This is a genomic window from Lysinibacillus sp. RC79, assembly GCF_041262405.1.
Taxonomy (GTDB): Bacteria; Bacillota; Bacilli; order Bacillales_A; family Planococcaceae; genus Lysinibacillus.
In genome coordinates this window covers 1-21,559 of record NZ_JBGCCD010000011.1, presented here as the reverse complement: position 1 = coordinate 21,559, position 21,559 = coordinate 1, and the positions used below count along the sequence as shown (strand labels likewise).

Here is a 21,559-nt window from a genome sequence, read left to right as displayed (position 1 = left end):
AAATGTTCTATCCCCATCGATAGCTACATTGTTGAAGGATAAACATTTAATGCATGCCATTACACATAATCTGTGTATCGGCAAATACAAACCATGGATAAATGAATTAATTGGAGAATAATCAATTGAGTTATTGAGTGATAAAGTTTAAAAAATCGAAGAAGAGAATAACTAATCAGTTAGAGGAATTAGAATCTAGTAAGAGATAGCAAAACTATGATAATAATAGAAGAAATGGTATAATTAAAGTGTAACAGAATATAGGTATTTAAGGGTGATTGGCGGTCTTCTCTACTACTCCTAATTCAAATTTTGCTATTTAGTTCTAGGAGAGAAAGGAGGGATTGCTTATGACAACATATGAAGCATTAAGCATAGCTATTGGTCTTGGTACTTTAATTATAGCTATCCTTGCATTGTCATATACTTTTTCACAAAAAAAGTAAAAGCACCCTTTAAAACCTAAGCAGGGTTAAAGTGCTTTTACTTTCGTCTTGCCAATCGCTCTTAAAGCGTTTGTTTTGTTACTTGACCGTATGGTGTTACCGCACCATACGGTCTTTTTCTTACCCCTATTATACCACATCGCTTTTATTTCTCAAGAATTTATACCCCTATTACCCAGTATCTTATGTACACAAAAGAACACAAATTAAACCAACAAAGTGTGTGTATATTAATTCTATTAGAACAAAAATGAAAGTACACAAAAGCACACTTTGTATTCAAGCACTCTACCTTGAAGTGCTAGGAAAAAGTTTTCATGTTTGAAACTTATTGTGTCACCAGAAATTGAGAGTTCTATTAAAACCAAATCTTCATCATCTGGAGATTCTTCGTATGGGTTTAAAATCCCCTCAATTTTGAAGAAATAATATCAATATATTCTGTATATTCCAAAGGGATTGGTCTATCTTTCATCTATCTCATTAAATTCACTCTTTTTAAGAGAAAAACCAATGTTAGAGAACAACTCAACAGATTTTTTTATCCATTCTGAAACACTCCACAATAACCAAAAGTATTGCGGTATATTCTACTATCCTCTGTATCCTCATTGAACCTCCAATACTAAATAACAGCATTTCTATTTGTTCTTGGCTTTCCTCTCTTTCCAATAATGTTGATACTCACCATCACTATCACCATGAAATTGTGGTATTTCTTTTCTTGCCTCATACATAAAAATCATCACCTTTATGTACAAATTGTTTTTCCTATAGGATTTTGGCCAATATTTAATTTATATATTAGTAAGTTGGTTGATCGGTTGGTAAATAGTTTCATCCATAATTTTCAGCAATTTCTTTTTATTTCTAACGAGTCATAAGTACTACAGAAAGTTAAATGACTATTTACGCGGTTGCCACATTTTGGGTTATAAGATGATCTATAGAAGTGTTTTTCCATTTTTAAGGGAGTTGATTATGTTACGTACTGGTATCTTGTTTTTAATTTTGGGGTTAGGGGCGTTCATACTGCCGCAATTCGGTATGCAATTCAAATTATTTACCGTTTTTGGCAAAATTTTTGGCGGAGGCGAAACTTTGTTGAAATTGCTATTGCAGGTATCGGTGCCGTCCTAGTAGGCATTCATTTATTTAAAGGAAATAAGGACAAGTCGTCCGCAGCGTAAGAACACAGATTTGGGAGGAAGCTATTTTTGAAATCATTGATTGCAAAACTATTAAAATCAGTAACTGTTATGACTCTTATTATTATGGCGTGTGCGGTTCCCGCATACGCCGAAGAAGAGCTAAATTGGGTAGAAGGTGGACAGAAAGTCGACGTGGGAACTAATTTAGCGGAACTTCAATTAGGCAGCGATTTTATTTTTCTTGATGCCGAAAATACGAAAAAGTACATAACGCAGAGCGGAATGGAACCGAACGGGGAAGAAATCGGTGTGGTTTTCCCAAAGGATGAAAAACAGAATTGGGCCGTTTATTTCGAATATACGGAATCTGGACATATAAAAGACGACGAAAAAAAGGATATCGATGCTGACGCTTTGCTGGAAAGCTACAAAAAAGGCACGGAAGAAATGAATAAGGATTTAAGTCCTGAAAATCAGTTATTCGTTGATAAATGGGATATTGCTCCGTTCTACGACAACGCCTTACACAGTTTGTCATGGTCTTTATTGGCACATGATAATCAGAACAACGGTGTTATTAACTACAATGTGCGACTTCTATCGCGCGAAGGCTATATCTCGGCGATACTCGTCTCAGCTCCGGCGAATTTGCAGGCCGATCATATGGTGTTTAACAACAAGATCCTAAAGCAGTTTAACTTAAAGCAAGGTCAGCGCTATGAGGATTTTGACAAAAAAACCGATAAGGTAGCTGAATTCGGCTTAACTGGATTAATTCTCGGAGGCGCGGGTCTAGCCGTTGCCAAAAAAGCGGGCATACTTGCTGTGCTCATCCCTCTATTGAAGAAGTTTGGGATCGTGCTTGTGCTGGCTGTAGGCGCAATTTGGGGCTTTATTCGCAAAAAACTCGGATTGAAGAAAGAGCAGTCGGAGCAACCAGCACAATCTGAGCAACCGGAACAGTCGGAGCAACCGGCTCAGGACCAGACGAGTGACAGCAGCAAGGTTAATTTGTAAGAGTAATAACCGCTAAACGTTTCGCGGAGTGGTTATTGAATTGTTCCAAATAAGAATAATCAAAGCCCTTCCTAATCACAAGATAGCCGAGTGATTAGGAAGGGCTTTGATTATCGTTTATTTATTTAAAGAAGCGCCTTATAAAATAAGCTGCACAAGCACGGTTGCGATATTGTTTACAGCCATAGCACAGTACAAAATACCCTAAGTATGCAAATCCAATCCAAAATGTTTAAGGTGTAAATAAAATTATGAAATCACCACTATCATTTTCATTACCACACATAAAATAATTACCATAAATAGTTTTATATTTCCACAGTAGTTATAACATTGTTTTTTCCAGTTTAATAAAATTACAATTGTTATAGCCAAGTTGCACTAAGCCTCTAGGTTACTAATATTACAAATTCTTTTTTAAACACACTAAAAACTCAATCATTCCATCTTCTATTTTGGCCGTTGCACTTCCACCTAATTTTTCTGCTAGCAGCTTGACGATAGCTAGCCCTAGACCAGTGCTTTTACGTCTGGAATTGTCTGTTGTATAAAATCGATCAAAGAGCTGGTTAGGATTTAGTTGAATATTTTCGTCAATCGGATTTTGAAAATAGATATATGCATGTTCCTCTTCTAGCCACATCTTGATAGTTACATCACCTTGCGCATGCATGATACTATTTCGTACTAAGTTTTGCACAATGCGTAAAAGCATTTCTTCGTCAGAGTTAATAATGAGCGGCTCAAAATTAGGCAAGTTGACGGCTATTCCTTTTTGTTCAAATTGTGCAAAGGAACCAGCAATCTCTTCAAATACTATATTTGATATATTAATACGATCTTTTTTGGGTTGATCTTCATTACTATGCAAATAGGAATATTCAAAAAATATTTCTAATAATTGCTCTAGTCTTCCAACATGTTGTTGTGCGACTTCAAGCTTTGCAAGCTGCTTTTCTGTTAAGGATTCTTTTAAAAGCATTTGTTGATAGCCCTTTATCGCAGTTAGCGGCGTACGAAAATCATGAGAAATGTTTGAAATCATTTCCTTGTAGTATTTTTCTTCCCGTTTAATATACGACTTTGATTTTTGTGATTCTATTAATATGCGATTTATATTTGCCACTAGTTGATTTATTTCTTTGTTTAATAGCTCTACGCTAATTGGTTGCGTATATTGCTCATGTAGACGTTGTGACAATTGTACGTTCATCAATCGTAGTTGCCTTTGTATATAAAAAATATAGAACAGTAATCCTACAATGACTACAATTGCCACAATCCACATTCCCTACATCCCCTTACCTGATTTCTGCTTTTCTAAATATCATGAATGTTAAATATATAATTACTACTATAAAGATGACACAAATGGAAACGGCCGAAATTATATCACCTTTACTCATGCTTAAATTAAGCGTAATATACTCCGCTGAATATGGTGTGAAGGATAATACTATATCTATAATCTCAAATGAATCTTGGAAACTCGCTACCTGCCCAAAGAACATGGACATCATGTAATACGCAGCTACTACAAGCACCGATTTTCTTAAGGCAAAAGCAAGTAAAATACAAGTCGTTAACTGGGCAAGATAGACCATTGTCATCGTGCTCATTATTGTTAAATATTGGCCAAAACTACCACTAGTAGGCAAAGTTAGAATGCTTAAAAAACCTGCTGCTTTCCCACCCATGCTAAACGTGCTGTCCATTGATAAACCAATTATAGTCACGATGATATACGGACTTACAAGAACAATAAGTAATATCCAGAAAACAATCGCTTTACTTATGACAATTTGGATTCTTGCAAACCCGCTTATAATAGGATGATGGATATTTTTTGTATCAAAGTCTGAACAAATAAGTGTAGTGGCAAGTACTGCGCCTACTATTGACATCGTATTCATATCAGATAATAAAAATCCAACGTTACTGATGCTTTCATTTAGTGAGTTATTGCCGATCCCATAGGCAATACTAAACATTGCTATTGCAGAACATGTTGTAAGAGCCAGTAAGACCCAAAACATTTTGGATTTAGTTGTTTTATAGAGGTAAGCACGTACTAAATTAAACATGTCGCTCACCTCCAATTAACGTAAGGAAGTAGTTCTCTAATGTATCTCCTTGTAGACTAAATTCCGTAAGTGTTACCCCATTTTCAAATAATGCGGTTGATACATCTCCAAGATCTTCTAAGAAATCGTACAATTTAATCGTTTTATTTGGCATGACTTGAAAGTTTTGTGTTTTAAGAATTGTCTCTAATACATGTGCACATTGTTCGGGAGCTGTACAACCAATGCGAATATAATGTCTACATTCTTCGTCGAGCCGTTGTTGAGTCATTTGTTTCATAATTTTCCCTTTATGAATAATGATATAATCAGTTGTTGTTTGATAAAGTTCTGGTAAATTATGACTCGAAATTAAAATCGTCATCTGTCGCTCTTCACAAAGACGTGTTAAAAGCTGACGAATTTCTACAACACCTATAGGATCTAACCCATTCACTGGCTCATCTAAAATCAATAGCTCTGGGTTAGTTAATAACGCAATGGCAATGCCTAAACGTTGTTTCATGCCTAGTGAAAAATGCTTAGCTTTCTTATTGTTTGTACTCGTCAATCCAACCAATTGCAATATCTCATCCTCAAGCTCCTCATTCGGAATCCCTCGCATTAAACGATGATATTTAAGGTTACCTTTTGCAGTCATATCAGGACTAATCGCTGGTTGTTCAATCATGCTGGCAATACGTTTTCGTTGCTGCTGTATTTCCTTTCCAGATGATTTTCCAAATAACTCAAATGAACCTTCTGTTTGAAAACTAATCCCTGAAATAATCTTCATTAAGGTTGATTTTCCCGCACCATTTTCACCAATAAGCCCATAAATACGTCCTTCTTTTAATTCGATTGATACGTCGTGAAGTACTGTTTGCTTTTTATATGTTTTCGTTAATTGATTCGTTTTTAATATGGTTTCACCCATAGTAAGCACCTCCCTTCATATTCATAGATTACTCATGAAAGGTATAGATAAAGTAAAGATGGCGTATAGTTACGGATAATTTATGGACGTAAACGATATCCAAGTCCTCGAAGCGTCTCGATATAATCCGCTTGTGGATTTTTTGTCTTTAATTTATGTCGAAGATTACTAATATGGATTTTAATAATATGTTCATCCCCTAAATATTCTTCCTGCCAAATGGATTCATATAAATTTGCTTTCGTGAATACTTTCTCTTGATTTATCATAAACAGTTCAAGCAGTAAATATTCCTTTGCAGTTAGCAAGACCTCTTCACCACTCACTGTAACTCGCTTAGCGACATCATCCAGTACTATATCCTTGTATTGCAGCTGTTTCATGGGTGTAGCTTGTTTTTTAACACGACGTAATATGGATTCAATACGGGCAAGAACCTCACCAAGGTCAAAAGGTTTTGTAATATAATCGTCCGCCCCTAAACGAAGCAAATCAATTTTTGTTGACACTAAATCTTTAGCTGAAATCATAACAACAGGTACATCCGAAATAGCGCGAATTTCTTTTAGTAATTCATCCCCACTTTTATAGGGAAGCATAATATCAAGAAGCACTATATCAAACTCATTTTGCAGAAATGCCCGGTGACCTTCTATACCATCCATCACACTTGTCACCTGATAATCTGCTTGCTCAAACAATTCTGTTAACATTGCATTTACATCTTCATGATCCTCAACCATTAAAATTCTCAATACAATCACACCTTTGTTAAAATATTCCTATTAATATTATATAAAAATTTTTGTCGTTCAACAAAGATTTTTAATAGCTATCACCATAATGTGGGTTGATTTCCGTTCCGACTGGGCGCTTTCCTGGGGGCGTCCGATGAGCCGCCCAGTCTCCACTCCAATCAACTTACATAGCATAGGTTTTACTAACGACTTCTCTACTTTTGATATGAACCATTAATATTGCTATGAAATCGATAAGTAATTCTCGGGAGGTTGACAATAATTTTATAAATAATCCCTCGTCTGAAATAAACATAATAGCTCTTCTGGAATTTTTACTGAATCCTTATAAAAAAGATATACAGGAACACTTGGCAAAGCTAATTCATCGAAGGGAACGATATTAAACCGACCTTCCATGCGCTCTCTTCTCACAATCATCCGTGGCAAAAATGACATCCCTAATCCATCTTTTATCAAGCGCTTTACCACATAGGATTGGGATATGGACACTTGCTTGGTCACTACATATTTTTCCTGTAGTTTATGTAATAAATCCTCCCAAATAGTTGGATGATGGTGTGTAAATAAAGTGTAGGTTTGAAATAATTCCTCATAATCAATATAAGCCCCTGTCTCATCATCGGAAGCATCCAGTGGAATAACCAATTCTAAAGGACTCTCTACAAGAAGCTCTTGGTGCCAATGGCGGTAACGCGTTGGGAATAAGGAAATACCAATATGAGCCTTATCACTATTTATTAAATCTTCAATTTTTGCTGAATCCTCCACTAGAATCGATATTTCAATGGCAGGATTTTCATTGATAAACTGATAGATAACATGGGGCAATATTGTTTCCACCATTAACGGGGTCATTGCAATAATTAGCTTTTCTTCAATTCCCTTTGTTGCTAACTGGAAACGTTCTATACTTTTTTCCCATTGATGAATGATTTGCTGAGCTTCTATTAGAAAAAGCTGCCCTGCCTCCGTTAATTGCACACGATTTTTTTCACGTTTAAACAATTTTACATTCAAGAAATGTTCCAACTGATGAATATGAACCGTGATACTTGGCTGTGATAAATGTAATTCTTCTGCGGCTACTCGAAAATTACAAGATTTAGCGGCTACTACAAAAGACTGTATCCATTTATAATCCACACTCTCACCTCTTTCATTAATATTGTTAATCAACTTCATTAACTATATTTAATTTACTAAATTATCCAACAATAATAAACTAAAATTAGATCGATTACTTTTATATAAAGGGGAGAATCGTATGTTAGCTAAATTAAGTAAGCAATTTCGTACTTTTGCAAAAGATGAATGTGAAAACTCAAGTCCACTGTATGAACATTTAGCAAATAAGATTGCCGATGATGATGAAATACTAAAAGTTGCCGCATTTATACCTCAAGGACAACCTGTACCTAATTTATTATTAGCTGGGGTTCAGTATTTGCTGTCATCATCTAAAGACGAATTAGTTAATTTTTATCCATCTTTAACAACAACACCAAAAGCAATAAGTGAAGTGTACCCTGTTTTTAAAGCATTCATCTTATCTCATTCAGAAGAATTGAAGATTTTATTTCAAGAAAAACTTGTCCAAACTAATGAAATTCGCCGTTGTTCTTACCTTTATCCGATGATGACAGAAATTTATGAACGCCACCAAAAACCATTAGCCTTAATAGAAATCGGTGCAAGTGCCGGGCTTCAGCTTGGAATGGATCAATATAATTACTGCTATAATCAACAGCTTCACATAAACAATTCAAATAGTGCTTTCGTTTTGTCCTCAGAAAATCGAGGACAACCGCTTCCAGCTTCCATTACAAACGCTCCAGTTGTTTGTAAGCGAGTTGGCATCGATTTAAATCCTATTGACATTCATACTGAGGAAGAACTCCAATGGCTCCATGCATTAATTTGGCCAGAGCATGAAGAGCGAAGACTTTTGTTAAATCTAGCACTCCCGATTTTAAAAGGGCTCGATTTACAGCTAATAAAAGGAGATGCCATTAAACTTATAAAAGATATTAGTAGAGATATTAATCAAGATGCGATGTTAGTTGTTTATCATACACATGTGGCCAATCAAATCCCAATGGAATTACGCCTTGAACTAATTGAACAGTTAAAAGAGATCAGCATGGAACGACCTCTTTACCATTGTTATAACAATTTATTTGATATGCAACTACATCAAGATTTTATTGATCAAGGAGAAATAACATCAATCCGTAGTATGGAACGTCCTGATGGTCATGCGCGGTGGTTTAAGTGGTCAAACCAAAACTAAACGTTAACACGAAAAAACGCTGCATAAGATTTCCTCTCATGCAGCGTTTAAATTTTATTTAGTATTCTCTAAAAATCATATTCCGCATCTTTTTTAGATCGAATTTCTGCAAATGCATCGGCTACCATCATTGTATCTTCAGCTAAACGGTCAAGGCGGAACAGAACATCATCATTCACAATTTCCTTCCGTAAAAAATCCTTTTCTTCTATAAAAACATATGTTGGGACGATGTGGGCCTTCATGTAAGCGAGAATGGGCTTTAACTGCTGCTCAATCATTAGATAGTGTTTCGATGTACCTGCGGTGACAACTATACTCACCACTTTATCGCGAAAGGCATTGACAGGTAGTAAGTCAAAAATATTTTTCAGCGTTGCCGGAATCGAAGCTTGAAATGTTGGTGTTCCAATGACAATCGCATCTGCAGCCATAATTGTTTCGGTCACAAATTTTGTATCCCCATCATATTCAAAATAATTTCGTCCATCACTAAATTCCATATTATATTCAGCAAGATCTAATAACGTTACTTCATGCTCTGGATATTTATCTTGTAAAATTCCAACCACTTTACTGATGGCTGTTTTTGTTTTTGAGCCAACAATTGAACCAGCTAGTGCAACAATTTTCATGCTGAACACTCCTTATTTTGCTGTATATTTTTTGATTGCAGGTAGTATATCGTTCCCTATAATTTCAATATTTTTCATTAATTTATCGAATGGCACACCGCCGAAATCAATTTGTGCCATAAATCGCTGCATGCCATAGAGTTCGTATTGATACAGTAATTTTTCAATAATTTGCTCCTTACTGCCGACCATTAAGGCATCTCGTGTATCTGGCGCTTGTGCAAATTGTTGCTTTGGATAACCCGCGCCACGAATTGCTTGGGATCCCACATCTAAATGGGGATACATCCCTTGTAGTGCCTCTTGCGTCGTATCAGCAACATAGAATAGGCTAGTTGTAGCAATCGGTAACTCTTGCGGATCAAAGCCACTTCGCTCCGCTGCTTCTCGGTAGGCATCTACTGACGGCTTAAAGTTAACTGCAGGACCACCTAATGTCGTTAGCATCATCGGAATGCCCATATAGCCTGCTTTAATGGCACTAGCAGGTGGTCCACCGACAGCTCGCCAAATTGGCAATGACCCATTTTTAGGTTGTGGCAAAACTTGCGCATTGTGAAGTGGTGCACGGAATTGTCCTTCCCAAGTGACCAGTTCGTTGTCATTTATTTTTTTCAGTAACTCTAATTTTTCTTCAAAAATTTCTTCGTAATCCTTTAAATCAACGCCTAGTAATTGATATGCACCAACTCGAGAACCACGCCCAGCGACTATTTCTGCACGTCCATCTGAAATTAAATCGATCGTCGCAAAATCTTCATATACACGTACTGGATCAGAGACACTTAGTACTGTCGCGGAGCTCGCTAATTTGATTTTTGATGTAGCTTGTGCGATTGCTCCTAAAACAACTGTGTGTGCCTGTGTCGTAAAGTACGATTGATGACTTTCGCCAACAGCAAAGACATCAATACCTGCTTGTTCAGCTAGCTGACTTGCTTCAATTAGCTCTTGGATTCGTTGCTGAGCTGAAATACGTTCACCTGTTAATGGATTTGGAATATGATCCCCTAATGAATACAAGCCAAATTCAATGCCTTTCGATTGATCAATACGATATTTTTCCATGATTAATATCTCTCCTTAATCTAGTGGCTCTAAAATAGCTTCGATTTCTGCGCGTCTTTCTTCTAAAAATGGTGGAAGATCAAGTTCTTTTCCTAGATCCTCTATTGCTGAATCAACTGTAAACCCAGGGCCATCTGTTGCCATTTCAAATAAAATCCCATTACGATCTCTGAAATAAAGACTTTGGAAATAATAACGGTCCACAATGCCAGTACTTTCAAAGCCCCGTTCGTTAATTTTGATATCCCACTGTTGCAATTCCTCCACTGTTCCGACACGTAGTGCAAGATGATGAATACTACCACGACCAGGTTTCTCACTTGGCCCTTCTAATTCTTTAACGACGATTTCTCCAAGTACTTCACCAGGAATGGATTGCAATACTGCTTCTTTTTCACTTTCTTCAACAGCTGTGTAGTTAAATAATTCTTTTAATAAGTTTACTGTCCGTTGCAAGTAACGCACTGTCATTTCAACTGTACCCATCCCTAAAATACGATGTTCTGCAGGGATATCAGAGCCTTCCCACGGTTGCCAATGAGCGGGTGTTGCGTGATCATGATTGTTTAAAAGCACCATTCGTAACCCTTCATGATCCTCAAAAAATAAAGCATCTTTCCCTGCGTAAGTTGTAATTTCACTATGTTCAACCTCTAATTCTTGAAAACGGTTTTTCCAATATTGCAGACTGTCATAGCTTGGCACTAGTAGTCCAATACGTGTAATGGCATTTGTTCCTCGAACTGTCCGTCCTGCTACAGGCATTTCAAAAAATGTTAATTCTGTACCCGGTGCTCCTGTTAAGTCTCCATAAAACAAGTGATACATGGAAGGCGAATCTTGGTTTACTGATTTCTTTACACGACGTAAGCCGAGAATTTTTGTATAAAAATCATTATTACGTTTGCCGTTTTTTGTTAGCATTGATATATGATGATGTCCACTTAATTTGTTCATGAATGTTTCCTCCTTGTTTTCACTTGACTAAGCAAGTGATATGGTAAAAAAAGTCATGCTGGCGGTAATTTTTTTTCACGACTATGCTTCTCTAATTTCGACATTAATGTATTTAAAGTTTTCATTTCTTCTTCTGTTAATACTTCTTCAAACAATGAAGATTGAAATTGTAGCTGACTTGGAGTTGCCGCATCAATCATTTGCGCGCCTTTAGCTGTTAGTGAGATTGTTTTAGTCTTCCAATTTTGCTTGCGTTCAATAAGTCCCTCTTTTTCAAGACGAGCAAGCATCCGAGACATACCACCTTGCGTCACTATCACTTTCTCTGCTAATTGGGATTGCGTTAACGGTGCATATGTCTTTATTTGTATTAGGACATCAAATTGTGCAGTCGTTAAGTCAAAGCGCTTTAAAAACTCATTGGATAGCTGGTTACTTTGATTTGTAAAGCGCATCATCCGAATCCATGTCAGTGATCCGAGCGTGTGTTTTCGCATTGCTTCCTCCTCCTCTCATTCATCACTTTACAACGCAAGTGATAAATAAGCAAGAAGAATATCTTGAATTCGAGATATTTTTCAGTGTGAAGCTCACACTATATAATGCCATGCGTCGTAATTGGATATAAATTTCCTTTAAAGGCAAAGGAAATTCTCCCTGTTTCTTCGGACACTACCATGACAAGCGCATCACTTACTTCACTTAACCCTAATGCTGCTCGATGTCTTGTGCCTAATTTCTTTTCCCCCGTATATCTCTCTGACAGTGGCAGTACATTTGCTGCTGACTCAATTAGATTTTGGCTTACCAAAACTGCGCCATCATGAAGTGGATTTCCAGGAAAAAAAATAGATTCTAATAACGAATGCGTCACTTCTGCGCCAATATGAATACCAGGCTGTATAAGAGGTGTCAGAGAATCCTCCCGTTCAATAACAATTAGTCCACCGTGTCTTCTTTTAGACATATTTTGTACGCAATGCGAAAGCTCAGGATATTTTTCAGTAAACGGGGAAAGATAGCAATTCAAATAAAATGTAGCAGCCTTCATTTCAATCGTTACAAATTTCTCTTTTATTTTTTCAAAATTCCCAAGAAGACAGTTTGTATCAGTATCCATAGCTTCTACACTTTGCTGTAATGAGTTAATGACCTGTAGAAGCTCTTCCTTTAATGTTTGTTTCATTGGTGAAAAATCGCAATTTGTTGGATCCACAAAAAAACACCCCGCTTTTTAAATTTATTATGAAAAAACTCGTATTATCTTTAGTTTCTCTAGATGGGATTTTTTTATTCGTTTTGAGTTTCATTAAGTCTACTTTCTGAAACTGAAAATGTCATTTAATGAAAAAAGTAATCTTACAAACACACAAAAAAAGACAAAATGGAATTAAAAAAACACGTGTATCCATTAGATTAACTAAAGAATACACGTGTTATCATTTAGCTTACATTTGTCCAGCACGAATTTTCTTGACAATACTGAATGTCGTATAGGCAGCGGCTGGTGCAAGTGCTACAATAAAAATAAGCCAAACCGTTAAGTTGTCCGTAGCTTTTAATGTGTCATAATTTGAGATAACAAACACAATTAGTCCTACAAGTAATAAATAGCTTAGCACATTTGGAAAAATAACAATTAAACGCAATAGTGCTGGTGGCATCTTTTGCTGATTCATATAAACCACTCCCCTTTACTAAATTATACAAAAATATACTATTAACCGCATTATAATTCTTATATATTCCAAATTTCCGTTCTACAACTATTACTACTTTGTATTTGATTTCTTGTTACTTGATAGGTTGAGACAATTTAATTTAAATTTTAAAAATAAGAGCCTTGCTACACACATTATTGTAGCAAGGCTCTTTAAAGCATTCACAAACTAATTCGGCCAAAACTTTGAACGCTTAACACTTTATCAAGATTTTTATTAATTTATTCAAAGTTAATTAGGCTTCTTTCTTTAAATACATGTATGCAAAGATACAACTACCAAATAAAAAACAATGTTGCGATTGTTTGTCTTTAGGCTAATAATGCAACATTGTTTTGTTGTTTTAGGATAATTCAACAACTGTTATCAATTAATAGTAAGACTCATTTTTAAATTAGCAACAATATGATTTAATGCATATCCACGCAATCATGATTTACAAAATCGATTTTAAAAATGATTTTACTGTTAGATAGCGTTGCTTGAACTGAATATCCTAATTGTTCAATAAGGCTTTTAACGGTAGCAAGTCCTAGCCCAGTACCTGAAAAGTTTTTGTCACGAGAGCTTTCTCCAACATAAAAGGGCTGCCATATTCTAGATATATCTGTAAGAGTGGTATCATTACTAATTTCGAACACTCCGTCTTGACCAAAGAAAATCTGAATTTCATCTCCAGAAGCATATTTGATTGCATTACTAATCATATTTTCAAATATGAAATGTACTTTATCTTGTTCAGCCGACAGCATAAATTCAGTAACTTCAGTTTTAAAATAAATATGTTTATTTCCTTGTATGTGTCGATAGTTATCCAGTATCTCATTAATCAACATAATTAAATCAAAGTTTGTTTTATTAGAATCATTTTCTTCTGTTTTGGCGAAATAAAGCATATCTGTAATTATTTTTTCCATTCTATCAACTTGCTTGTTAATGGTTGCAAGATAAGTTCCATCATCCATACCATCTTCAATTCCACTGGAATATACTCTAACTAATGCTAAAGGAGTTTTAAGCTCATGGGTTAAACCTATCATAAATTGCTTTAAGTCAATGTTCCGTTTAGATAAATCTTGTTGCGCCTTTTCAAGTGCCTTACTCATTTTATTAATACTTTTTGCAAGGTCCTCGATTTCATCTCCGGTCCGAATTTCAGCTTGTTTAAATTCCAACTCGCCAATTTCTTTTGCAACTTTTTTGAGTTCATTTAACGGTCTTGTTAGATTTCGAGATAGAAAGGCAGTAATAACAATAATCACTAAGATACTGACTATCAAAAAGAAAATGTTAAAACGATTAATAAAATAAGCTATATCAATAAAATTAGCCATAGAGGCTCCAATCATAATTAGCTGATTACCTTCTTTTGAATAATGTGCGATAAAACTGGACTTTTGTTTTCCTTGATTATAAATCTTGCCTACAATTTTATCCTCATTAACTTTTTGTAATACTTCTTCGGAAACCCAAAATTTATTAAGTGCAATATGTTCTCTTGCAAGTTGCTGTTTTAAATTTTCATTCAGGACATTAATATTATCTTTTAGAGATACTGAAAGAATAGTTACATCAAATTGATGCTCCACCAAACTCTTATCCTCAAATTCCTGATATACTGAAAAAGCATTAGTTACTTTTTGGTTCAATTGATGAAGATAATATTTGGGTAGAAAAAACTGACTTACCGCAAGTGAGATGCTAAATGTGATGATAACAACAAGAGTTATATAAATAGTTAATTTTGTTCCAATTTTTCGTTTCATTCCCTTGTACTATATCCAACTCCTCGATGTGTTTGGATAATATCCTCTCCAATTTTTTCACGTAGACGCCGAATATGTGTATCTACCGTCCGTGGATCACCCTCATAGTCCATTCCCCAAATTAAATCAAGTAGTTGATCTCTCGTTAATATTTGTCTTCTATTCTGGCTAAATATACGTAAAAGCTCGAATTCAGTCTTTGTTAAAATCAATTCATTTCCAGATCTCCATACACGTTTGCTTGAAATATCAAATGAAACATCGTTTATTCGTTGAATGGATTCCATTTGTAACAATTTTTTCGCCCGCATTAATAAAACTTTTGGATAAAATGGTTTATTTACATAATCATCAGCGCCATCAGAAAGGGCAATAAATTCATCTTCTCCTGTATCTCTAGCTGTGAGGATTAATACTTTAATTTTTTGAGTCTTCTTCATTTCGCGGCAAACTGTAATCCCATCTTTTTCTGGCATCATCCAATCCAAAATGGCCAAATCAATTTTTTTATTATAGAAAATATCAAGTGCCTCTGTACCGTTTGTAGCCGTAAATACCGTAAATCCTTCCTTTTTGAAATAACTTTGTAAAATCTTTAACATATCTAGTTCATCATCAGCGATAAGTATATTCATTATATTTATCTCCTAATTGTCATATTTACCTAAATTATACTGTTCTATAATAGCAATTAATTTTTCAGGATACATAGGATCTGTGGAATAGTGGTTTTTTTTCAAAGCATGGGCTGCTTCTTGATAATTCGCTGCAGCAAGAACATCATAATATTGATGCTTATTCCAACTCGTTCCTTCTAAAATTAATTTAGTATGGTCAATAAACGCACTTTTCAAATCTGGATAAGCTCTAAATTCAGTTTCAATTGTATAACTTTTATTATTTTTATATTCCATAGTTGGCATTTTTACTGAATTGCCTTTATAGCTACCTTTTATCCCAAATAAATTATTTGCTTTTATAGCTAATTCACTTTTGCCATAATTCGATTCTAATATAGCCTGCGCAATTGTTATACTTGGAAATACTCCTCCTGTTTGTTGCTTTAATTCTACAGCTATAGGAGCAATTTCATCTATAAAATGAATTTCTTTATTTTCTTTCTGAAATAGTCTTATAAAAAAAACAGAAAGTAAAACTAAACTAACTACTAGTATAATTATTGATACTTTGGATTTTCTATACTTGCAGATTCTTTTCATTATATAACCTCTTTTTAAATGAATTTATTACATATATTTTAAAAGAGGAATGTTACAGTCATTTGACAAAAGAATAATATTAGATGAAAAACCTTTAACTTATTTCAGCGGTTGTCCAAACATCCGCTGAAATCGCATCCATGCGATAATGGCTAACTGACCTGCATCGTGCAGGACTAAGCACAAAGCCGATTCCGGACGCAATTATGCCGCGGCATAATTGATTTCGATTAATGAATACTTTGTTCGATTATTTCTATAAAAAAGTAGTACAAACTATGGTTTGTACTACTGATAAAATATTTTTCTATACCTATGCATAAAAAGAGCAAGGTTATTTGTTCAGTCCTTTTTTCAATGCATCCCAAATCGAATTATCTACTTCTATATCTTTTCTATCCGGTAGTTCGCCATTTTCCTTAGCTTTCCAATATGCCCATTTGACTGGTTGACTTCCTAATTCAAAATCCATACCTTCCCACGTATCTTCACGAAATGCATAAAATGCCCAGTGCCAGCCATAATCATCGAAAATATCAATTAAATCCTTTATATATTGATCGGCTCCACCAACCATTCGATTAATTCCAAACTCTTCAGCCATAATCTGGTTGTTTGGTACATTGTGTTTCTCTACCCATTGTGCAACTGGTTCTAAAAAATCTTTCAATGCAGCTTTATCGAACATTTTTTCTGTTTGATCCTCGCCAACTTTTACCTTACCAGGATAAGTGTATGTGAATCCTTTTTTTCGATTTTGGCTTGTCATTTCATAAGGTTCATACATATGGAATGCATATAACACATTATCGTCATCTATTGGTTTTAAATAGTTTATTGCCCATGGAGTGGCAAATAAACCTGAGTCTAAAATAATTGGTGTATCAGCATCAACAGATCGTATAGAATCTACAATGGTTCCATAAAGTATGTTTAAATCTGCGGGAGTATTTTCTAATTTTTTGTACCATTCGTCATAATCTTTTGTCCAAAAATCATTAAATCCCGTAGCTGTTTCAGGATGTGGCTCATTAATTACGTTATATCCAGCCACTGCAGGATGATCTTTCAAACGGAAGGCAAGATCTTTCCAAAAAACCGCTGCTTGCTCATGATATTTAAAGTCTTGCCAAATACGGTCGTCATTTTCATAGTTATTAAACTGCCTCCAACGATTTCCTGGAAGACTTAGAACAGTTAGTACAACTTTTGACCCTCTTGCATATGCTGCATCCAAATCCTCTTTTAACTTTATAAAATCTTCTTCAACAATTCCCTCATATTGATCCGCATTACCGATTAAGAAATCTTTACTAGGATTAGAGTCTTTCCCGTCATTAAATAAGAAGTCTCTATCTTTTGCCCATTGAGGAATATTGGGTAGAGAGAAAAAACAAATTTAGTTGTAACGTTTTGATGCTTAGAATTTTGGCAGTACCCCTTCTTTACACTTTTAAATAAATTGCTAGTCGAGAAATGATTTTAATTTTTTATATAAATCTCTAAAATGACAACCTCCTGTAACATTAAAATGCTACAACATTTAATAAATGGTAGTTTTTTATGACAAAAATAGAGGTGACATTTGAAAGTTAATTCGAAACATACAAAAGAAAATAGATTATCAATGGTAAAATTAATCACTTCCTCGAAATTAATAAGAAGGATGTTTCAACAGAAACTTAAGTGGAAATGTGTTCTTTTCCTTATGATTTTCATTTTTCCAATCACTACTTTTTTATACGCGTCCCACTTTGAGACAAAATCATTGTCTATTACATGGACTGATATCAAAAACCCTAATATTCCAAAAGGATTTCAAAATGTAAAGATTGTGCAATTCTCTGACACACATTTTGGGCCAAATTTTTCTCATAAGCAGCAAAAAATGTTAATCGATCAAATAAATGAGATAAAACCCGACATTGTAGTCTTTACAGGTGATTTAATTGATAATTTTAGTGAGTATACTTCCGAAAGAAAATACTCACAAACTATTTTGTCCCAAATTAACGCTCCACTTGGAAAATATGCAGTGTTCGGTAATCATGACCGTGGAGGCGGAGGAGGTTATTTGTACGAACAGTATATGGAGGAAGCAGGTTTTACAGTTTTAGTTAATGAAACTATAAAAATTAGGGTAAGCAATGATGATTATATTACGCTTTCTGGTCTTGATGATTTTTTACTTGGCAAGCCAAAAGTGCAGCATACTCTTCAAAACTTACGAAAAAAGGACTTTAACATTTTGTTAGTGCATGAACCCGATGCAGTAGATGAAGTTCTTGTGTATCCGGTTGATTTTCAATTATCTGGTCATAGTCATGGAGGGCAAGTACAACTTCCATTCATTGGCCCTATTATCACTACTTCATTAGCAAGCCAATATGTTGAAGGTTTGTATCCATTACAAGGGAAAACAAAACCGTTACAGTTGTATGTAAATCGTGGTATTGGTACAACAAGAATGCCCATACGCTTTTTGAGTAAGCCAGAACTTTCTGTTTTTTTATTAAAAAATTGATGATACTCGCAAGATTTTCTTTCTGTCTATTCTAGGAGCATAAATAAGAAGCCTAATCATTTCGATTAGGCTTCGTTTTTCTCCCCCTATATTGGAAAGATATTTTAGTTATTTCATGGCTGAATAACGGGGGCTCCCTCACGATTTAGTAGCATATATCTTTTATACTCGGTTGATCCAATCTCTAATACCTTCATCTTCTTCCTCCGTTTCATTAAAAACTATAAGAACTATAAAAATCACACCCATATATAGTATTTAACCATAAAAAAAGAGCAGTAAGCTAACGTAGAAAACGTTAACTACTGCTCGTAATTATAGTCTATATAAAATAATTATGATTGTTGTTGAAACTTATTTTTAGATGGAACAAATAGAGTTAAAACAAATGCAATTATCGCTAAGATTGTCATGAAATAATAGGCATCACTTGAGCCTAAGATCGAAGCAAGTGTGCGAATACCTTCAGCCGTAGCATTTGGTGTTTCTGCTAGCAATGTTTTCGCATGGTTTGTAGTCTGTGATGTGAAAATTGTAATAACGACAGCAGATCCAATTGCACCTGCAATTTGACGTAATGTATTATTCACTGCTGTACCATGCGTTACAAGTGTCTTAGGTAAGGCATTCAAACCAGCTGTGTTCAATGGCATTGTGATAAAACTCAACCCTATACGTAGAAAAATGGTACGTATCATTAAAAAGCTATAGGTTGTTGTTTCTGTTAAATCTGTTACAACCCACATAGAAGGAATGACAAAAATCAAACCAATAATAAATAACGGCTTTGCACCAAAGCGGTCATACATTTTCCCTGTCACTGGAGACATAAAGGCATTTACAAGTGCACCCGGTAATAATAATAAACCAGCGTCTAACGCAGTAAACCCTCTTCCATTTTGCAAATACATTGGTAATAAAATCATATCCGCATACATCATCATTGTGACAATAATGTTGATGATGGATGTTAGCGTAAATAATTTATTGTTAAAAACGGATAAGTTAAGAAGTGGATCAGAAGATTTAATTTGTCGAAGACAGAATATTGCTGTAGTCATTACCCCCGCAAGTATAGTAACTATTACAACTTTATCATCCCAACCATGGCTTCCTGCATTACTAAAACCATACAAAATCAAACCAAAGCCAATTGTTGATAAAATGACGCTTATTACATCTAACTTCGTTTTTGCTGTTTCTGAAACATTAATTAAATATTTCATTGCCATAAATATAATGATCACGACAAATGGGATTATTCCAATAAATAACCAACGCCATGAATAATAATCTATAACGAAACCTGCTAATGTTGGTGCAATTGCTGGAGCAAAAATCATAGCTAGCCCAATTAAGCCCATCATACTGCCTCTTTTTTCAGGAGGAAAAATAAACATCACGATGCTCATTAGCAATGGCATAATAATTCCTGCCCCTATTGCTTGAATCATACGACCTATTAGTAAAGTCGTGAAGTTCGGAGCTACTGCACAAAAAATAGAGCCTAATAATAAAAACAGCATTGAACTTATAAATAATTGGCGTGTTGAAAAACGTTTCATTAAGTATGCAGTAATAGGGACTAGCACCCCATTTACCAACATAAAGCCAGTAGATAACCATTGAACGGTTGTAGCAGAAACGGAAAATACGCCCATTAAATTACTTAATGCAACGTTTAACAGTGTTTGATTTAGTGTAGATAAAAAACACCCTAAAATTAATACTGTTAATAGTACTTTTTTATTTATTGATTCCGACATTACATTATTCCTCTTTCCACTTGTTTTATTAACACTATGTCAATAAAATAGATAATAACACTTTTATTTTTTGATTCCTATTTACAATTTTTCAAGAAGTGTCAATTAAACAACAGATTTTAAAATACTATTAATTAAATTTGCATTTAATAGATAAAGGAGAATTAAATTGACTACACACAAAAAACAAGACCCACGATCTATTCGCTCTAAACGGGTATTTAAAGAAGCTGCCGTAGATATTTTGATTGAAAACCCTGATATTTCGAAACTTACAGTACAAAAAATAGCCCAACGTGCAGAGCTAAATCGGGCAACATTTTATTTACATTTTTTAGATATTAATGATTTATTAAAGCAAGTAGTTTATGATATTTTCGACGACTTGTTGTCGAAAATGTCTCCAACTTTACAAATTGATAATTTAAATAATCAAGAACAATTAATTACGTTTTTAGATTACTTTTATAAGCATAGAAAAATTTTAGCTGTTCTATTTGAGCACCCTGGTTTCATTAAAAAAATGCATAAGACATTAAAGGACTTGATTGTCATACAACGTAAAAGTGAAGGCGCTGATACTTCTGAAATAACGCTATCAATGGATATTCTCGCATCTTCAATACTTGGGATCATCATGTGGTGGCTCAGAAATGGGGTGCATTTTAGCTCCGAATATATAGCCAGTCAAATTATTGAATTGTATCGATAATTATTGCTAACTCGTAAAAAAAGACTCACCATAATAAAGGTATGATTTCCATTGATTGCTGTGTTCAAATCAACTTACTTTAATTAGCATGCGTTTAATCAAATTTCAGTCCAAACTTTTGATGAAGTGCCCAAAAAGCTTGTTGCGCTTATGGCTGTAACAAGCTTTATAATGTTTGCTATTAAAAATTCCAACTTATAACAGATAAAGATTGTTGCTGTCGCTTCGTTAGCACTGCGCTTTCGCACAGAAAACATTTGTTGCTGTCGCTTCGTTAGCACTACGCTTTCGCACAGAAAACATTTGTTGCTGTCGCTTCGTTAGCACTGCGCTTTTTGCACAGAAAACATTTGTTGCTGTCGCTTCGTTAGCACTACGCTTTCACACAGAAAACATTTGTTGCTGTCGCTTCGTTAGCACTGCGCTTTTTGCACAGAAAACATTTGTTGCTGTCGCTTCGTTAGCACTACGCTTTCGCACAGAAAACATTTGTTGCTGTCGCTTCGTTAGCACTGCGCTTTTTGC

The 21,559-nt window shown here is 34.9% G+C and carries 19 protein-coding genes and 3 pseudogenes; 5 read left to right on the top strand and 17 right to left on the bottom strand.

Features of this window, described 5'->3' with window-relative positions; all coding sequences use genetic code 11:
• The first annotated feature begins 350 nt into the window (after positions 1-350).
• Both ABH968_RS12480 and ABH968_RS12475 read left to right on the top strand, forming a co-directional pair.
• Positions 351-446, top strand: coding sequence for a putative holin-like toxin (locus ABH968_RS12480; protein WP_268637676.1), 96 nt, complete (start codon positions 351-353; stop codon positions 444-446).
• A gap of 1,217 nt (positions 447-1,663) precedes the next feature.
• Entirely contained in the window at positions 1,664-2,614 is a 951-nt protein-coding gene (locus ABH968_RS12475) for a DUF2167 domain-containing protein (RefSeq protein WP_370044353.1), read from the top strand.
• 403 nt (positions 2,615-3,017) lie between these two features.
• Here ABH968_RS12475 and ABH968_RS12470 read toward each other — a convergent pair whose 3' ends face one another.
• The 5 genes from ABH968_RS12470 to ABH968_RS12450 form a co-directional block, all read right to left on the bottom strand.
• A complete protein-coding gene (locus ABH968_RS12470) occupies positions 3,018-3,902 on the bottom strand; it encodes a sensor histidine kinase (protein WP_370044352.1) in 885 nt (294 codons plus the stop codon).
• Positions 3,903-3,915: 13 nt separating this feature from the next.
• Positions 3,916-4,698: a hypothetical protein gene (locus ABH968_RS12465; protein WP_370044351.1), complete on the bottom strand. Its 783-nt coding sequence runs from the start codon at positions 4,696-4,698 to the stop codon at positions 3,916-3,918.
• Positions 4,691-5,614 (bottom strand): ATP-binding cassette domain-containing protein, encoded by a 924-nt coding sequence (locus ABH968_RS12460; RefSeq protein ID WP_370044350.1) that lies wholly within the window; start codon positions 5,612-5,614, stop codon positions 4,691-4,693. The genes ABH968_RS12465 and ABH968_RS12460 overlap by 8 nt, the downstream gene beginning before the upstream one ends.
• A gap of 80 nt (positions 5,615-5,694) precedes the next feature.
• Positions 5,695-6,369, bottom strand: coding sequence for a response regulator transcription factor (locus ABH968_RS12455; protein ID WP_370044349.1), 675 nt, complete (start codon positions 6,367-6,369; stop codon positions 5,695-5,697).
• Between the two features lie 267 nt (positions 6,370-6,636).
• On the bottom strand, positions 6,637-7,518 hold the full coding sequence (locus tag ABH968_RS12450; RefSeq protein WP_370044348.1) for a LysR family transcriptional regulator: 882 nt from the start codon (positions 7,516-7,518) through the stop codon (positions 6,637-6,639).
• A 121-nt stretch (positions 7,519-7,639) separates the two neighbouring features.
• Between ABH968_RS12450 and ABH968_RS12445 the strand changes: the two genes are divergently transcribed.
• The gene (locus ABH968_RS12445; RefSeq protein WP_370044347.1) at positions 7,640-8,665 is read left to right on the top strand and encodes a DUF2332 domain-containing protein; all 1,026 of its coding nucleotides are present in this window, start codon (positions 7,640-7,642) and stop codon (positions 8,663-8,665) included.
• Positions 8,666-8,733: 68 nt separating this feature from the next.
• Here ABH968_RS12445 and ABH968_RS12440 read toward each other — a convergent pair whose 3' ends face one another.
• The 11 genes and pseudogenes from ABH968_RS12440 to ABH968_RS12390 form a co-directional block, all read right to left on the bottom strand.
• A complete protein-coding gene (locus tag ABH968_RS12440; RefSeq protein WP_370044346.1) occupies positions 8,734-9,300 on the bottom strand; it encodes an NADPH-dependent FMN reductase in 567 nt (188 codons plus the stop codon).
• A 12-nt stretch (positions 9,301-9,312) separates the two neighbouring features.
• Positions 9,313-10,368: an LLM class flavin-dependent oxidoreductase gene (locus tag ABH968_RS12435; protein ID WP_370044345.1), complete on the bottom strand. Its 1,056-nt coding sequence runs from the start codon at positions 10,366-10,368 to the stop codon at positions 9,313-9,315.
• Positions 10,369-10,383: 15 nt separating this feature from the next.
• Complete coding sequence (locus ABH968_RS12430; RefSeq protein ID WP_370044344.1) at positions 10,384-11,325, bottom strand: ring-cleaving dioxygenase; 942 nt, start codon at positions 11,323-11,325, stop codon at positions 10,384-10,386.
• Between the two features lie 53 nt (positions 11,326-11,378).
• Entirely contained in the window at positions 11,379-11,822 is a 444-nt protein-coding gene (locus ABH968_RS12425; protein WP_370044343.1) for a MarR family winged helix-turn-helix transcriptional regulator, read from the bottom strand.
• A gap of 98 nt (positions 11,823-11,920) precedes the next feature.
• The gene (cdaS, locus tag ABH968_RS12420) at positions 11,921-12,541 is read right to left on the bottom strand and encodes a sporulation-specific diadenylate cyclase CdaS (protein WP_370044342.1); all 621 of its coding nucleotides are present in this window, start codon (positions 12,539-12,541) and stop codon (positions 11,921-11,923) included.
• A 232-nt stretch (positions 12,542-12,773) separates the two neighbouring features.
• Positions 12,774-13,004, bottom strand: coding sequence for an acyl-phosphate glycerol 3-phosphate acyltransferase (locus tag ABH968_RS12415; protein WP_370044341.1), 231 nt, complete (start codon positions 13,002-13,004; stop codon positions 12,774-12,776).
• Between the two features lie 452 nt (positions 13,005-13,456).
• The gene (locus tag ABH968_RS12410) at positions 13,457-14,812 is read right to left on the bottom strand and encodes a sensor histidine kinase (protein ID WP_370044340.1); all 1,356 of its coding nucleotides are present in this window, start codon (positions 14,810-14,812) and stop codon (positions 13,457-13,459) included.
• Positions 14,809-15,027 (bottom strand): annotated as a pseudogene (locus tag ABH968_RS12405) (winged helix-turn-helix domain-containing protein); the annotation flags it as partial. The gene ABH968_RS12410 and the pseudogene ABH968_RS12405, both read right to left, overlap by 4 nt.
• Positions 15,028-15,098: 71 nt before the next feature.
• Positions 15,099-15,447 (bottom strand): annotated as a pseudogene (locus tag ABH968_RS12400) (response regulator transcription factor); the annotation flags it as partial.
• A gap of 12 nt (positions 15,448-15,459) precedes the next feature.
• Entirely contained in the window at positions 15,460-16,032 is a 573-nt protein-coding gene (locus ABH968_RS12395; protein ID WP_370044339.1) for a glycoside hydrolase family 73 protein, read from the bottom strand.
• A gap of 334 nt (positions 16,033-16,366) precedes the next feature.
• Positions 16,367-17,401 (bottom strand): annotated as a pseudogene (locus ABH968_RS12390) (glycoside hydrolase family 5 protein); the annotation flags it as partial.
• Positions 17,402-17,659: 258 nt separating this feature from the next.
• Here ABH968_RS12390 and ABH968_RS12385 point away from each other — a divergent pair.
• On the top strand, positions 17,660-18,556 hold the full coding sequence (locus ABH968_RS12385) for a metallophosphoesterase (RefSeq protein WP_370044529.1): 897 nt from the start codon (positions 17,660-17,662) through the stop codon (positions 18,554-18,556).
• A gap of 335 nt (positions 18,557-18,891) precedes the next feature.
• Here ABH968_RS12385 and ABH968_RS12380 read toward each other — a convergent pair whose 3' ends face one another.
• Positions 18,892-20,322 (bottom strand): DHA2 family efflux MFS transporter permease subunit, encoded by a 1,431-nt coding sequence (locus ABH968_RS12380; protein ID WP_370044338.1) that lies wholly within the window; start codon positions 20,320-20,322, stop codon positions 18,892-18,894.
• Between the two features lie 169 nt (positions 20,323-20,491).
• Here ABH968_RS12380 and ABH968_RS12375 point away from each other — a divergent pair, with 169 nt between their 5' ends.
• Positions 20,492-21,034 (top strand): TetR/AcrR family transcriptional regulator, encoded by a 543-nt coding sequence (locus ABH968_RS12375; RefSeq protein ID WP_370044337.1) that lies wholly within the window; start codon positions 20,492-20,494, stop codon positions 21,032-21,034.
• The last annotated feature ends 525 nt before the right edge of the window (positions 21,035-21,559 follow it).

Bases quoted from the DNA above. Each gene is read 5' to 3' on its own strand.
- ABH968_RS12445 (WP_370044347.1), top strand. From the start codon at position 7,640: ATGTTAGCTAAATTAAGTAAGCAATTTCGTACTTTTGCAAAAGATGAA.
- ABH968_RS12460 (WP_370044350.1), bottom strand. From the start codon at position 5,614: ATGGGTGAAACCATATTAAAAACGAATCAATTAACGAAAACATATAAA.
- ABH968_RS12425 (WP_370044343.1), bottom strand. From the start codon at position 11,822: ATGCGAAAACACACGCTCGGATCACTGACATGGATTCGGATGATGCGC.
- ABH968_RS12395 (WP_370044339.1), bottom strand. From the start codon at position 16,032: ATGAAAAGAATCTGCAAGTATAGAAAATCCAAAGTATCAATAATTATA.
- ABH968_RS12430 (WP_370044344.1), bottom strand. From the start codon at position 11,325: ATGAACAAATTAAGTGGACATCATCATATATCAATGCTAACAAAAAAC.
- ABH968_RS12380 (WP_370044338.1), bottom strand. From the start codon at position 20,322: ATGTCGGAATCAATAAATAAAAAAGTACTATTAACAGTATTAATTTTA.
- ABH968_RS12410 (WP_370044340.1), bottom strand. From the start codon at position 14,812: ATGAAACGAAAAATTGGAACAAAATTAACTATTTATATAACTCTTGTT.
- ABH968_RS12440 (WP_370044346.1), bottom strand. From the start codon at position 9,300: ATGAAAATTGTTGCACTAGCTGGTTCAATTGTTGGCTCAAAAACAAAA.
- ABH968_RS12465 (WP_370044351.1), bottom strand. From the start codon at position 4,698: ATGTTTAATTTAGTACGTGCTTACCTCTATAAAACAACTAAATCCAAA.
- ABH968_RS12415 (WP_370044341.1), bottom strand. From the start codon at position 13,004: ATGAATCAGCAAAAGATGCCACCAGCACTATTGCGTTTAATTGTTATT.
- ABH968_RS12435 (WP_370044345.1), bottom strand. From the start codon at position 10,368: ATGGAAAAATATCGTATTGATCAATCGAAAGGCATTGAATTTGGCTTG.
- ABH968_RS12480 (WP_268637676.1), top strand. From the start codon at position 351: ATGACAACATATGAAGCATTAAGCATAGCTATTGGTCTTGGTACTTTA.
- ABH968_RS12385 (WP_370044529.1), top strand. From the start codon at position 17,660: ATGGTAAAATTAATCACTTCCTCGAAATTAATAAGAAGGATGTTTCAA.
- ABH968_RS12470 (WP_370044352.1), bottom strand. From the start codon at position 3,902: ATGTGGATTGTGGCAATTGTAGTCATTGTAGGATTACTGTTCTATATT.